The organism is Enterovibrio paralichthyis (assembly GCF_019209835.1).
Taxonomy (GTDB): domain Bacteria; phylum Pseudomonadota; class Gammaproteobacteria; order Enterobacterales; family Vibrionaceae; genus Enterovibrio; species Enterovibrio paralichthyis.
Genome location: NZ_JAHUTS010000004.1, coordinates 301,513 through 315,450, shown reverse-complemented (window position 1 = coordinate 315,450; position 13,938 = coordinate 301,513). Strand labels below are relative to the sequence as shown.

Here is a 13,938-nt window from a genome sequence, read left to right as displayed (position 1 = left end):
TTCCTTTCTTAACATACATATAGAGCGAAGAGGCATTTTAAAAGAGATGAGGACGGTTTAATATCCTCCCCCTTTTTTCTGCCGCAAAAGCCTTACATTTTGAAGCCATGTGGGGTCGTACTTAAACCACTCTGTGTAACCATCAAAGCCCGAAAAAGGTGCTCGGATTAATCGGGAATGCCACTCCTTTTCGGTGGTAGCAGCTTCCTCTCCGCTCATTCTGAATAGTTCAATGATGTCGAACGAAAAAGGGGTGGCTTTCTTTAGTCTCTTTAACCTATCTTCCAAAGTATTGGCAATGCCAACTTTCACATATTGACCGCAATCGGACCGCAAAATATAGACGTAACCAGGTTGGTTTAATTGAAACCCCCAATTAGCACACTTCCTGCAACCACTCCCTGACAAATGAACGCCAGCCAGCTGTTGAAACTCACCATGCTCAGGACAGATAATCGTCACTCGCTCGGTTTCGCCTTTGTAGTCAACGAGATCATAGCTGTACTTGGAGCCATGTTTACGAATCGCGTCTTTAATAAACTGCTCTTTGGTTTTGAGCATATTTTTGGATATTCTCTCATTGCCGCAAGTCGGGCAACCCTGTCCTCTTAAATGATCGCCGGGGCGTTGCCAAAAGGAGCCGTGCTTCTTACAGATAATTTCTAGCTTGGTTCGGTCATCAAGATATCTCGCATTGGTATAACCATAAACACCACCATGTATTGAAATGGCGTCTTCGATGAATGAAGTTATGGATTTTCGCTGTTTGTTCCCTCTAAGAATCGAAGCACATTTATCGCACCCCTTGCCTTGTAAGTGGCAAGATGGAGCCTGAAGAAACTCTCCGTGCGACGGACATACAATTGTCACTTTTGTTTTTGCAGTTTGATAGCTTGCTAGGGAATAGTCGTACTTATCTCCATGCACTTCCTTTGCTCTAATAATGAATTTACTCCCTGCTTTTTCACGACGCTTCTGCCCTGCTACCAAACTTTTGCATGAGTTGCACCCTGCAGGACGCAGATGAACTTCTGGGGATTGCTGAAACTCGCCATGTATAGGACAAATAATTGTTACGGGATTTTTGCTATTTGAGTAAACAACCTTTGAATAGTCATAAACTCCATGATGCAATGAACTAGCGCGTTCAATGAAGGTAGAGAGGTTACTCCTAGTGCCGCTTGTAACGATTGTAATCCCGCATAACTGGCATCCTCTGCGAGACTTCGTGGCTACGTGGGAGTATGCCATTTGTTCAAAATCACCATGAGTTGGGCAGGTGATAATGACTTTTGATCTAGCATTGGTATATACAGTCTTTTCGTAGCTGTATTTATCTCCGTGTACAGATCTGGCTTCTGCTATAAACTGCTTTGTGTCTTTCTTTTTACTCAACTGTGTAGCTTCCCGAAATGCGCCATGAGTACTAGTCTTTACCTATTTTTAATAACCAAACTCAATCTATTTTAAGCATTTTATTTCTTTTTAATGGATGACTCCAAGAGGAATAACTACCTTATATCGGCCAATCCAGCCAATCACCCTGATTTCTGATGACGATGCCGTATTTGGCGAACAGTCTCACCCGAAACCATTTCATCGACTGGAATATCAAGAACCACATTTACCAAAGTTGCCATTGAGGAGTGACTTAATTTGAAGGATGGAATCTGGCGGTTGCTCTGAAGGTCTCGATCTACTGCAAGTACATAGTCTTTGATACGTGCCTGTCTTCCCTCCATAACAGCTGAGGGCAGTTCAGTGCTTCTTGGAATAGGAGCATAAGAATAGTGTTCTGCTAATGCCTGCACCAAATCTACAGTTTTCGGCCAGTACTTGCCATCAAACTGATATCTCAGGCTTTCTAGTTCATCCTTGAGATAAAAGTCATAATGACCATTTCCTTCACTGGCTAAATCGATCAACTCAACGACCGAGACATAACTTTCATGTTCATAGCCTCCCTGTTCGAGAATTTCATTGTAAAGCCGGATATCAGCGGCAAGATTTAAAGCATGTTCTTGCATTCGTTCGTGAAGCATCGCCAACTCTTTCTGATTCCCCCTCTTTTCTGCGACAGCTTCCTTATCGTACTGTTTTTTTGAATACCAAAAAGTCTCCAACGTAAGTTGTAACGCTGAATTTCCAATATGGCGTTTATCAAACTGAACTAAGAAGTCTCCCTCAAATCCAGGTACTTCCATTATTTCCTGATAGATTGATGCCATTTCATCATGACGCTCTAAGGCTCTCTCTATTACTGGATGCCATGAGTTCCAGATTTTGTTTTCCTTCAGACTAGCCAGTTCGCGTTCGATATACCTTTTGCAATACCCTGCAGTATCAATATTCATTCTCTCGTTTTCCTAAAAATCAAACTAACAAGCCAAAGATACCTATCACAACGCTCAACTTCCGTGTCTGAAGAAAAAAAATTCATTGATTTCCGATACGGCATTGGAACAATTATTCCGCCTCATTATTAAGGTTCTACACCACTACCGCCGCAGTGTTGGCACTCAATAGGTTGGAACGGATATCCTTCTGCCTCCCACTCCTTTTGCGTTTTGACCTCAGGTTTAGTCACACCCTTTCCATCACAGACATGGCACTTTTCTTCTGGCTTAGTCATTTAGTCATCCTTTCACAAAGTTTTCCGGTACTTACTAACCCTCTCAGGAGCACTAAATAGCCCTGATTAGCTGATCATATGAGATTTATGCTTTCAGTACCTTATCAGCATCTATAGTTTTGAATGTTTGCGTAAAATTTCCGAGGATTCATCGACTCCAATTTCTTAAATCTCATACAGAAACCTCCCCAAACCTCCACCTACTCTGATAGATATCTCCGCCGCTCATGACGGACTATAAGCATCATAAAGGATGTTGATTGGGTGTTTTTGCAAAGACCTTCCCCGCACAGCGACGAATCTCTCGAGAACTTCTTTATCCGAGTGGCTAATCGCAATGGCTATGAAAAGGTGGACAGATTCCTGCTCGCCACGAAGCGTTATTTACTAAGCGTTGACCAACGACGTTACCAGACTTTTCCAACAGATATTTGCCGCATCAATCCGTGTTCCTCTCAGCAGAACTCTTCGAGCAGAACTAGCGCATTACACCAACTAAGCCAGATGACGTTTAATGAAAAGACTGAAATACTTCAGTTACCCATTAACCGTACCTCAATGAAGTTCTCTCCTTCGACGAACGGTTTAGTACGTGGTAGTGAAGTGATTCCTCGCTCTCTATTGCGAATAACACCAATTCCTGCATGCCCTTGCTGCTTAAGTGAGTTTGGATACGCTAACTACCTCTGGCATTTTTCTGGTTATCAGGTATGCCACAAGCATAAGATTGCGCTGCAGAACCACTGTGATAGCTGTGGTACAAAGTATGACTACCGTCTATCAGGTCTAAGCGGAACTTGTGGCGAATGTGGTGAGCCAATAACTGCTCCCCAAGAGGTTTGCGAACATAGCCTGTCTGTTTCCGAGTGGCTTGCAGGGCAGACATCTACACCTTTGCCTGATCTTCCAAAAAGCTATCGATGGGGGTTGGTTCATTGGTGGACTCAAATTTCTAATGTTCCGTTCAATGCAGAAACTTTCGTTCAGTTTTGGAATGATTGGCCTGATGCATGGCATAAAAGGGTTCAGGAAGAAATTGAGTTCAGGTTGGAACACGCCACCGTAGATTTACCTGAACTTCGCTTGAAGGATGTTCTCGGCAACCTCTTTTTCTCAAGCATCTGCCTGCCTGAGAGGAACCTCAAGTTCAACTGGGCTCTGCGCGATTTGCTCCAGTTCATTGAAGAACACCTTTGGGATAAAGGCGGGTCGATTGCCAACCTCAGAATGAACGCATTCGAAGTCGCCGTGTTTCTGAACTGTTCGCTAGACCAGGTCGCGTCATTAGTTGCCCAGCGACAGCTAAAGCCAAACAAGCGAACAAAGCCCAATGTTCCGATGAGCAACTCTGATTATCTGTTCTATCTGGGAGATGTATATTGCCTCTGGCTCTCGGAGTTCCAAACTGATGCGTTCAGCCGTTCTTTTTATACGTCTAGGTGGTAGGTATGACGTTCAAAGAGCTGTTGAACTCAAAACCCGATGATTTGAACGTTGCTTTGAGAAGAGCATTTCGCCCATTAAGTGATGCGATAGAGATATCAGACTCGCCATTGGATGCGATCACAGTGCTTGTGAACCTAACTGATAGAGTTGCCGATCAAAAGAACCTTCTCGACCGTGAGCTTTGTAAATTGAAGCTTCGAGATGAAAAGTGGTGGAGCTTGTGCCTAACAACGGTGAAGTTCAGGCAAAGCCACAATGTGAAATTTCCGGATTTCCGTGCAAAAGGGACTGTTCGTGCCTTACCTCTTGGTGATTTACCCTCTTACCTTTTGTCCTCGTCAAAACTTGCTCCCCTTAATTGGGCATACGCAAACGACTCAAAGTATGTCAACAAAGCAGCTTTCTTGACCAGTGAGTTCTTGTGGGATGGTGAGCAAACGTATCTGGCAAAACTGCTTTCTGATGAAAATCATCCAGCTTGGAGCGCATTGTTCAAACTCGGTTGTTTGAAGAGAACTCGCCAGTCAGTTATTAAAAGCCTGTCGAAAATACCTCCGTTGATCATCGAGGTATCACTCGAGCCCAATTACTTGCCCCAAATTTCGCTGCCTGATGGAAAAGGTAGCTACATATCCTTGTCACCGGTCGCATCACAATCTGTACAAAGCCATTGTTATCAGGCACTGGAGGGTGAGTTCAAGTTCTCCGCTATCACGAGCCATGACAGAGCCACCAATATGGGGGTGTTGTCGATGAGTTGCGGTGGAGCATTTCGTATGATTCGCTCTAAGCCATCACCTCACATTGGGAAACATCACTTTCTTACAACCCGACAGGCATGGTTAACAAAAAAGTCCATCAAAGCGCTTGCAGAGTATCGTTCTTCTGAGAAATGGCTGTTGCCGATCAACCAATTACAATCACGTCTTGCTCCAGTGAAAAAAGCAATCAAAGAGATGTTGATGCTCTGGCTTGAGAACCAAGATTCCGCGGAACACTCGGCGATGCAGCTTTCCGAACTCTTTAACGATGACCTTTCGCGCACAAAAAGCGGTGGTCAGTTCGCTTATGATCCAACACTCACCAAGCTTTTCATTAACATTTTCAAAAGCACTAATTCTTCTTCCCCCAAAGAAACAGGTCAAAGCGACAATGACAATGGTCGCTACTTGCTGCTACCCAACATCCGCATATGCGGTGCCTCAGCGTTAAGCACACCGATTACCGTTGGCATTCCTTCACTGATGGCATTTTTTGGATTCGTGCATGCGTTCGAAAGAAATATAAAAGAAACCATTCCGGAGTTCAGCGTTGAATCTTTTGCAATATGCGTTCATACGATCCATACCGAAAGTCGGGGATTGACTAAAGAGCACTATCAAAATGCAAAAGGGGAAATCGCTGTACCAGCGATTTACGACAACTGGCAAAGTGACTTGGAAATTAGCCTGATATTGCACTGCAACACTCTCCGTTCAATCGACACTGACAGGGTCATAAATCTCATACCTGTACGATTGGCTCGAGGCTCTGCACGTATACGTATCAGTGACTTCAGTAACATCAAATCGTATAGATCAATTCGAGAAGCAGTTTTTGCCGTTCCCACCGAAAATGGTCGCTGGCTTTCCACACATCAAGACTGTGAAATCAAAGACACCAGCGATGTTATCAAGGCTCTCAGCGACGATCGCGCTCTGACAGTAAGCTGTGTTGGGTATCACCTTCTTGAACAGCCCTGTATCAAGCCCTATTTGCTCCGCGGATACCCGCATGCGTTTTGTGAATCAACTCTGGGGCTAGTAAAGCTCAATCAACTTACCGACAAAACCAATCTCGAATCCTTACTTTGGCAGTTAGTGCATAACGATAGCTTTTTGACATTAGAAACGGGGAGCTAGGAAAATGGAAATACCATATAAATTTTCGTATGAACGCTCTATTGAGCCCAGCGATGTTTGTTTTCTCGCAGTATGGCCTGATGAACATAGTCAACCACTACCGTACGACTCTAGAACTGCCCTAGGAATGAGAGAGGGAATGGCTGCAGCATACACACAATCGGGCCAAATCGACCCAAATGCGACTGAAGAGTACCTAGCTCAGGGGAATCCGCATGAGCTTCATTTTTGCAGTGTGCCTTATGGCGTAGACCATATTAGATGTGAATTTTCAGTCACGTTTCTACCTGAACTCAGAAAACCTAACGTTTGTAGTGAACGCGCAGTGCACAACACAATGATCGAATTCGTTAAACTCTATGAGTCTAAGGTTGGGTGGACAGAACTGGTTTCACGATATCTATTCAACATCTGTACGGGAAAATGGATTTGGCGCAATGCAAAAAAAGCGTACTCGTTAGACATTGAAATAAAGTATTGGCCCTCGAATGGACAGAGGCTGAATTTCCATAACACTACAAATGACTATCCGGATATTAGGAGTTTTGAAGACTCAGAGCATTGGCATACTTTGGTCAATCTAATTATCGCTGCTTTTTCAACGCCTCAGACAAAAGCCATACTCGAAGTAAATGCATATTTAAAGCTACCAAGGACTACACCATTCTACCCAAGTCAGGCTTATAAGGATTCAAAAAAACGAGAGAATAACCGGATTTATCAAAGCACCCTCGTAGAAGGCGAAAACTCCCCCATTATTGGCTTTTACAAGACTGGTGCAGCCATAGCAATGATTGATGACTGGTATCCAGATGCAGAAGATCTTCTGCGGGTTAGTCACTATGGCGTTCATAAACAGGATGTTACTTGCTACCGCCATCCATCTACTGGAAAGGACTTCTTCTCGCTCCTCCAACGCACTGAAGAGTATGTTGAAATACTTGCATCAAATGCAGCCATTTCACAAGAGGCGTTAAACGATATGCACTTTATGATGGCAAGCCTCATCAAGGGTGGGATGTTTCAAAAGAAGAGAAACGAGTCATGAAATGGTTTCTTAAATCTATAGCCTTTCTTCCCGAGCTCAGGAACAACGAAGCCCTAGCGACTAAATGTATTCAAGTACTTCACGGGTTCAATTACGCTCATGATACTCGCAAGATCGGCGTCTCTTTTCCATTGTGGTGCAATGAATCTGTGGGTCGTGCTATCACGTTTGTTTGCACCGATAAGTGGGAACTAGAGTGCTTATTGAAGCAGTCATACTTTGTAAAGATGCAGGAGCTCGGCTACTTTGATGTTTCGACTCTTCAAATTGCCCCTAAAGACTGTTCATACGTTGCATTTGAACGTAAGCACACCATAGACAAGACAATGCCGGGACAGAAGAACAAGAGACTACGAAGATTGGAAAAGCGGGCTCTAGCACGAGGTGAACAGTTTGAACCTTCTCGCTATGCAAAATCTGAGGCTCATATCATCGAACATTATCACTCATTGAAAGAACAAAGTTCGCAGAATGGTTCACCATTTCGCCTTAACATCGTGAAGAACTGTTCACCTAGCCGCACACCTACCGGACACTTCAGTAGCTATGGTCTCGCTAACTCCGAAGATAACTACCAAGTTGTTCCGCTGGTTGAACCCTTTTTTCAGACAGCAATTTAACTTATTGTTTCTAAATGGTGTATTCGAAGAGAAAATAAAAAAGGTTTTCTCTCAAAAATAGTATAACCCTTTGAACAATCTGCATTATCCTTAAAAATGTTACAGTTCACGGCCGCATAGGCCGCTGATAACATTATCATTAAATGCGTCTACTTTATTCTCTAGTTCACGGCCGCATAGGCCGCTGATAATATGTCAGAAATCATCGCATCCGGCTATCAAATGTTCACGGCCGCATAGGCCGATGCAAGCCTCACATGACTAAAATCAGGGACTGTAACATTACAAACAGCCATCAGGCTGTTTGTTTCAACCAATAATGAGGACTATAATCCTCTTTACTGCTGCAAAGTAGCTGATAAAAAACGAACCACTTTTATACGCGTTCAAGAACAAAACCACGGCTGAGTAAGCCGATCATTCAGGGAAGTAGTTCCCTTACATCACACTCTAGTACCTCAGCAATTTGATATGCCTTCTCGAGTGTGATGTTCACTTCCCCTCTCTCAATTCTACCCACGTAGCTTCTGTCAATATCCGCCAGCAAAGCAAGTTTGTCCTGGGAGATGCCTTTATCCCGTCTCGCATTGCGCAGTTTGAGGCCAAAGCGTTTAGCTAAGTCTTTCATTTTTCAGAGCTCACAAAATGAAAGACTATCCGTTCTTGATGCCTATATTGCCACGGAATATAATCCGCATTTTTCAGCATTGGGCCGAGCTATGTCAGAAGTATTTAGAATCAATCAAAATCTCTATGAAGCGCTTTTGTCATTAGGAAAAAGTCATTTCACGATCTCAGTAATCAGAGACCATCTGTTGGAGTTCAACGGTGCTCAAGACAATAAGCAGGCTGTTCGACTCGCTGTTTCAAGACAACTTCGGAAATTGGAGGAAGCGGGGCTTGTTAAGAGTTCAGGTGACGGAAGACGTAAGAGTTTCGAGAAGACCGAACGCTTCGACACTGTTCGTTTCGAGTTTAAAAAGAATCGGCAGTCAAAATGCCTTATGGCAACGGCCCTTAAAGATGAATCTAAGAATATCTATGAGTCGCTGCGCAAAGAAAAAGTAGACATAGAATCAGAGTTGACCATTGCATTGGACGAAATTGAACAGTTCAAAATGCTGATGCATCGTTCGGATACGATGAGGGAGATCCTTGCCAGCGAGTACAATGTTGCAACCCGCAAAGCTGCCTCTCTAATGGCAAAATTGAACGTATGGGCAAAGGCAATTGAATTGACTGCAGAGCACAGGGGAAAACAGTGCTGAGAACTTGGCAACGAGACTGCATAAATCAAGCCCTGCATAAATTTAGTCACGGCCAAAAGCGATTCTTAGTGCAAGCAACGCCTGGAGCAGGAAAAACCTTCATGGCGGCTTGTTTGGCAAAGAGTTTATTCGATTCCAAAATGATTGATTTTGTTGTCTGCATCTCCCCTTCAAAAGCGGTTGCCAAAGGCATCAAAACAACATTCTCGTTCACACTAAATTGCCCTTTTAACGGGAATATCGGTACGTTAGGGCTTTCTGTAACTTATCAATCCCTTAGATATCTATCCGACGAATTTTGGAACGCGCTATCAAAGCATCGAGTACTTTGCATTTTTGATGAAATTCATCACTGCGCTGGGAGCACGGAGTTTACCGCTAATGCTTGGGGAAGCCAGATTCTGTCGCGAATCCAAAAAGCATCAACGTTTACGCTCTCACTAACAGGCACACCTTGGCGTTCAGACTCTCTGCCATTGACCCTGGCAGAGTACAAAACCGAAGGTCACTTAGCCTGCGACTTTCAGTACACTTTACAAAAAGCGATCAATGAGCGCGTGTGTCGGCAACCAAAGATAGTATTAATCGATGGTGACAGGATTGAGCTGGAACAAAGCGACCAACCAACGGAGTATTTCGACTCACTAAAGTCGTTAATTTCCATAGGAAAGGTGAATTATCAGAAGGTTCTTCATCACGACAAGGCTTTAGATAATATTCTTGGATTAGCAGTGAATCGCCTTGGCACAATTCGTCAAAGTAACCCAAATGCTGGCGGCCTGATTGTGGCGTCATCGATACCTCATGCAAATCAAATCTTTAGAGAACTCACACAGGTACATAAACAAACCGCAATTATTGTCACTTACCAAGACTTAGAAGCACTTTCACGCATTGAGCAGTATCGTAGTAGCAGTGACCAGTGGATTGTTAGCGTAGGAATGGTAAGCGAAGGAACTGATATTCCGAGACTCCAAGTATGTTGCCACCTAAGCAACATTAAGACTGAACTGCATTTTCGACAGGTGCTAGGCCGAATTTTGCGGACCACAGATGCACCAAATCAAGAAGCTTGGTTGTACACATTTGCCGAACCATCACTAACGACATTTGCAGAAGAAATTGAACAAGATATTCCAGATAGTTGCATGTACGTTTCTTCAGCCTCACTTGGCACGGTTGCGAGTGCAGAAGAAAAAATCGGGATGACCGAGCAACTTTCAAAAAAGTCGACATATGAAAGTGATACGCAGACTCTCACTTGGGGAGCTGAGTTTACTGACATGACGAGGGAGACTGGTGAAGATTCGGTTCAAACGACCATCCAGCTAAATCAGTTTAAACAACGTGTCATAGAGGCTTTTCGTTACACCCACGTGTGAATGACAGTTCATTAGCGCGTTCTATTCTTAGGTGTCAGGTCCCATATGAATGGCTTGATTACTCCGCATCAAGATTTCTGTATTCTCAAGAGTGGATAGCCAAGTTCATCCTGCAACTAAGGACGACAGCACATGCAGATTAAGCTCCATGCCAATGCAACCACGACGCCCAAAATCCGAAAACAAATTCAAGAATCGGATAGGCCTGTTGCCACACTAGCCCGTGAGTTTGGTATTGCCGAATCCACAGTACGTCGTTGGAAGCACCGCAATACCGTTGAAGATGGCTCTCATACCAAGCACAACCTGGGCACGACGCTGAGCAAAGCCCAAGAAATTCTTGTCGTGGAGTTGAGTAAAACGCTACTGCTGCCGTTGGATGACCTACTCGCATTAACCAAAGAGTTCATCAATCCCGACGTATCGCGATCTGGTTTGGATCGATGTCTCCGTCGCTGCGGGGTTGGTAATCTAAAAGCTCTGTATCCAGAAACCGAACCTAAGCCGTCGCCTAAAGCATTCAAAGCCTACGAGCCTGGCTATGTGCATATCGACATCAAATACCTGCCGCAGATGCCTGACGAGCCTCGTCGTCGGTATCTATACGTTGCGATCGACAGGGCGACGCGCTGGGTATACTTGCAGCTCTTACCAGACAAAACCGCCAGAACGTCAAGACGCTTTCTCAAAGCGGTGACCCAAAAGGCACCGTTCATTATCAAAACTGTGCTGACTGATAACGGTAAAGAGTTCACAGACCGTTTCTGTGTAACAGGACAGCGGCAGCCTACCGGCAATCATCAATTCGACAAGGAATGCTCAGAGCACGACATCGAGCATCGACTTATCTCACCCGGGAAGCCTCAGACGAATGGAATGGTGGAACGTTTCAATGGTCGTGTATCTGACATATTGAAAACAATGCGATTCGATTGCCGGGATGATCTAGAGGCCACTTTAATGCGGTATCAGTACGTCTACAATCATCACATTCCTCAAAAGGCTCTTGGGCATACCGCTCCCATCGAGCGTCTGAAAAAGTACTATCAGGCTTCACCCGAATTGTTTCGCGTAAAGCCAATCAATCACCGGGGATCTGACACTTAGGTATTAGCCATGATTGGCTAACACGATTGTGCCCCTACTCGTGCCAGGGAGATCTGTTCTGGCATGATTCTGCCCCTTTCCGTTTTGGCGAAGGCTAACGTCATAATTCTCATATCGAGAGTTTTCGATAGATTTCCTAATCCTAAACGAGAGGTTGGTAGCAATACCCACCTTGTTGTGCTTCCTCATTCGTGATCTTGTGGCGAATGATGACACTCTAATCAAAACATGCACTTATGCTAAGATAAAGTGTTCGGGGGATGCACAAAAAATCCTAGAGTGGGATGTTTAATTACCCACTTTTGGACCTAATAAATTGTCAGATCAATAGGAGAGACATGTTAGATTGCATTTATTGTAAAACAGAGCGTTTTCCGCTAGGAAAAGGATCTAAAGAGCATGCAGTTTTATCCTCTTTGGGCGGAAGAAAGGTGTCTAGGAATATTTGTTGTGAGGTTTGTAATAATCGTTTAGGAAAGACAATTGATGATGGGTTATCTTCAAGGATGTCCATTCTATCAACATTGCTAAACATAACTACAGGTCGTAACAAGAGTGCCCCAACGCAAATAGACGCGGTAAAGCTAGGTGGTGAATCCTATAATTTGTTACCTAATGGGGAAATGCAACAACGTAAGATTAAACAAAAATGGAAAACGGAATCTAGTAAAACCAGTTTTCAAGTTATAGCTAACACCGAAGAGCAAGCTCTAAAAATCGTTGAGGGTCAATTGAAATCTCGTGGTAAGTCTCTAAATGACGTAGAGAATGGAACTATCACGCTAGTGTCTCAATACGGAGCTCAAATTAATGAAACATTTTCTTTCTGTGAAGATGACTTGAGGTCTGTAGCTAAAATGGCTCTTACGATGTTAGCTACAAAAGTATCCCCTTCGAGACTAAGAAATGGCGAATTTAATGATGTCATCGAATACATCAATGGTAGTGATGAAAATATTGAAGATTTCGTTTTCTCTGACACAAATTCCTATTTCCCAGAAAAATATAATGTGTCTAGCATAAATCATCGTATGTTTTTATATTCCTCTCGAAGAGAAAAGTTGTGTATTGCACTTGTCGAACTATTCGGAGGATTTAGGTTTAGTGTTTTGCTCTCAAGACATTGGTCTGGCCCTGACATTTCTTGTTGCTATGCCATAGATCCTGTCTCCTTAGAAAAATTAGATTTAGACATAGAAATTAACAGCAGCCTGCAAACAATTCTCATTACAAGAGGTTGCATCCAATCGAAAGCTATAAAACAACTCGCTCCGCTATTTGACTATATATCAGAACTGGATATTCAAAGAGAAAAGATGCGCATAATTGAATCGGCAATGTTGCAACATAATGTGACAACTATAGATGACGAATGTAGTGAAGAGTTGTTTGAAACTATCGAAAAAGGGTTGGCGGATATGTATCTTAGAAGACCTAGGAAGCATAGCAAGAAACTGGTCTAACAAACGAATCAACGAGGGACATTTACTCGTCGCGCATTTTTTCATAGGAACGCTGTGATTCGGGTGTTTCAATCAGTTTAGGTTGGTAAACGACCATTATTCTAACGTTATGTGAGTTACTGAGTTTAGAGGGTGATAATGACAATAAATGACCGAAATAGGCTGGCTTTCGGCTATACAAATCATGATGCTTCAACGAAAAATTTTCTCCTGAAGAATTTCAATAAGGCAGTCAGTTACAACTCAAACTTCTCAGACTGCACATTTGATCGTACTTCGCTAGTCGGAACAAAGTTTAAATTTTGCAATATGGTTCGTGCATCGTTTAAAGGTTGCTTAGTTCGTGGTGCGTTATTTAGAAAGTGTAATTTGGAGTGCGCTATATTTTCTGATTGTATTATTGCAGCATCGACTTTCGAGAAAGCAAAACTTAAGAATGCGCAATTCATAAACTGTAAATTTATTGGCTCAACGAACTTGCGTATATTCCTTCCGGAAAATTATTTTGTCAATACTCATTTTTACGAAACTTATCCGTCTGAAAGTAACTTTGATCTCGCTCTTGTGGAGGTTGTAAATCAGCTCAGAGAGCATGATTTTATCCGTAGGTCGACGGTCTTACATCGAAAAAAAGGAAAACTGGATACAATCTCTTTAGGAGTCCTGGTTGAAGAGTTTGGTGAAAGTAATCTTGTCGCTATTCTTCCAGAAGCTGCGTTGTTAATTGAGCGTGAGTTTCATACCCTCAGTTACATACAAAACGTATTGCGTAAAGTCGTAAACGGTGGTAGCTTTTAAATCCCCCGGTCTTGCCACCCATAGAACTCTGGTGCTAACGGTTAATGCTAGTCTACGGACTGATGCGGGGTTACAGCGTTAATTGTTTCAAAGTTAGTGGAGGTATTGCCTATGGTAATGGATGTTTTAACAATTTCATCTTTTGTTGCGTTAATTCTATACAAAGTGGTTGTAAATATCAGTTCTATGTTTGGTGGTGAGATTAACCTTCAGCGCTATAAAAAATTCACATAACAAAAATGAATAAGTGTCACATAGCCGACACTTTATCTG

At 43.2% G+C, this 13,938-nt stretch carries 13 protein-coding genes; 9 read left to right on the top strand and 4 right to left on the bottom strand.

The features are described 5' to 3' along the window. Positions 1-57: 57 nt before the first annotated feature. From KU854_RS07410 to KU854_RS07400, 3 genes are all read right to left on the bottom strand, one after another. The gene (locus tag KU854_RS07410) at positions 58-1,395 is read right to left on the bottom strand and encodes a GIY-YIG nuclease family protein (protein ID WP_218357777.1); all 1,338 of its coding nucleotides are present in this window, start codon (positions 1,393-1,395) and stop codon (positions 58-60) included. A 143-nt stretch (positions 1,396-1,538) separates the two neighbouring features. Beyond that, positions 1,539-2,354, bottom strand: coding sequence for a hypothetical protein (locus KU854_RS07405; RefSeq protein ID WP_218357776.1), 816 nt, complete (start codon positions 2,352-2,354; stop codon positions 1,539-1,541). A 128-nt stretch (positions 2,355-2,482) separates the two neighbouring features. Beyond that, positions 2,483-2,632: a hypothetical protein gene (locus tag KU854_RS07400; RefSeq protein ID WP_218357775.1), complete on the bottom strand. Its 150-nt coding sequence runs from the start codon at positions 2,630-2,632 to the stop codon at positions 2,483-2,485. Between the two features lie 264 nt (positions 2,633-2,896). Between KU854_RS07400 and KU854_RS07395 the strand changes: the two genes are divergently transcribed. The 4 genes from KU854_RS07395 to cas6f are packed head-to-tail and all read left to right on the top strand — an operon-like array spanning position 2,897 to position 7,647. Then, positions 2,897-4,078 carry a TniQ family protein gene (locus KU854_RS07395; protein ID WP_218357774.1) on the top strand — a complete coding sequence of 394 codons (1,182 nt, stop codon included), beginning with the start codon at positions 2,897-2,899 and terminating at the stop codon, positions 4,076-4,078. A 2-nt stretch (positions 4,079-4,080) separates the two neighbouring features. Beyond that, positions 4,081-5,979, top strand: coding sequence for a type I-F CRISPR-associated protein Csy2 (locus KU854_RS07390; RefSeq protein ID WP_218357773.1), 1,899 nt, complete (start codon positions 4,081-4,083; stop codon positions 5,977-5,979). Positions 5,980-5,983: 4 nt separating this feature from the next. Beyond that, entirely contained in the window at positions 5,984-7,027 is a 1,044-nt protein-coding gene (gene csy3, locus KU854_RS07385; protein WP_218357772.1) for a type I-F CRISPR-associated protein Csy3, read from the top strand. Then, the gene (gene cas6f / locus KU854_RS07380; protein WP_218357771.1) at positions 7,024-7,647 is read left to right on the top strand and encodes a type I-F CRISPR-associated endoribonuclease Cas6/Csy4; all 624 of its coding nucleotides are present in this window, start codon (positions 7,024-7,026) and stop codon (positions 7,645-7,647) included. Before csy3 ends, cas6f begins: the two co-directional genes overlap by 4 nt. Positions 7,648-8,068: 421 nt before the next feature. Here the strand turns inward: cas6f and KU854_RS07375 are convergent, their stop codons facing one another. Continuing rightward, positions 8,069-8,275: a helix-turn-helix domain-containing protein gene (locus KU854_RS07375; protein WP_218357770.1), complete on the bottom strand. Its 207-nt coding sequence runs from the start codon at positions 8,273-8,275 to the stop codon at positions 8,069-8,071. Here KU854_RS07375 and KU854_RS07370 point away from each other — a divergent pair. The 5 genes from KU854_RS07370 (at position 8,214) to KU854_RS07350 (ending at position 13,665) form a co-directional block, all read left to right on the top strand. After that, positions 8,214-8,915: a hypothetical protein gene (locus tag KU854_RS07370; RefSeq protein WP_218357827.1), complete on the top strand. Its 702-nt coding sequence runs from the start codon at positions 8,214-8,216 to the stop codon at positions 8,913-8,915. The genes KU854_RS07375 and KU854_RS07370 overlap by 62 nt on opposite strands. Further along, positions 8,909-10,297 carry a DEAD/DEAH box helicase gene (locus KU854_RS07365; protein ID WP_218357769.1) on the top strand — a complete coding sequence of 463 codons (1,389 nt, stop codon included), beginning with the start codon at positions 8,909-8,911 and terminating at the stop codon, positions 10,295-10,297. Before KU854_RS07370 ends, KU854_RS07365 begins: the two co-directional genes overlap by 7 nt. A gap of 132 nt (positions 10,298-10,429) precedes the next feature. Further along, positions 10,430-11,404: an IS481 family transposase gene (locus KU854_RS07360; protein ID WP_218357768.1), complete on the top strand. Its 975-nt coding sequence runs from the start codon at positions 10,430-10,432 to the stop codon at positions 11,402-11,404. A 338-nt stretch (positions 11,405-11,742) separates the two neighbouring features. After that, positions 11,743-12,867, top strand: a complete 1,125-nt coding sequence (locus KU854_RS07355; RefSeq protein WP_218357766.1) for an HNH endonuclease — start codon at positions 11,743-11,745, stop codon at positions 12,865-12,867. A 138-nt stretch (positions 12,868-13,005) separates the two neighbouring features. Next, on the top strand, positions 13,006-13,665 hold the full coding sequence (locus tag KU854_RS07350) for a pentapeptide repeat-containing protein (protein WP_218357765.1): 660 nt from the start codon (positions 13,006-13,008) through the stop codon (positions 13,663-13,665). Positions 13,666-13,938: the final 273 nt, after the last annotated feature.

Bases quoted from the DNA above. Each gene is read 5' to 3' on its own strand.
- KU854_RS07355 (WP_218357766.1), top strand. From the start codon at position 11,743: ATGTTAGATTGCATTTATTGTAAAACAGAGCGTTTTCCGCTAGGAAAA.
- KU854_RS07350 (WP_218357765.1), top strand. From the start codon at position 13,006: ATGACAATAAATGACCGAAATAGGCTGGCTTTCGGCTATACAAATCAT.
- KU854_RS07370 (WP_218357827.1), top strand. From the start codon at position 8,214: ATGCCTTTATCCCGTCTCGCATTGCGCAGTTTGAGGCCAAAGCGTTTA.
- KU854_RS07360 (WP_218357768.1), top strand. From the start codon at position 10,430: ATGCAGATTAAGCTCCATGCCAATGCAACCACGACGCCCAAAATCCGA.
- KU854_RS07375 (WP_218357770.1), bottom strand. From the start codon at position 8,275: ATGAAAGACTTAGCTAAACGCTTTGGCCTCAAACTGCGCAATGCGAGA.
- KU854_RS07405 (WP_218357776.1), bottom strand. From the start codon at position 2,354: ATGAATATTGATACTGCAGGGTATTGCAAAAGGTATATCGAACGCGAA.
- cas6f (WP_218357771.1), top strand. From the start codon at position 7,024: ATGAAATGGTTTCTTAAATCTATAGCCTTTCTTCCCGAGCTCAGGAAC.
- KU854_RS07390 (WP_218357773.1), top strand. From the start codon at position 4,081: ATGACGTTCAAAGAGCTGTTGAACTCAAAACCCGATGATTTGAACGTT.
- csy3 (WP_218357772.1), top strand. From the start codon at position 5,984: ATGGAAATACCATATAAATTTTCGTATGAACGCTCTATTGAGCCCAGC.
- KU854_RS07400 (WP_218357775.1), bottom strand. From the start codon at position 2,632: ATGACTAAGCCAGAAGAAAAGTGCCATGTCTGTGATGGAAAGGGTGTG.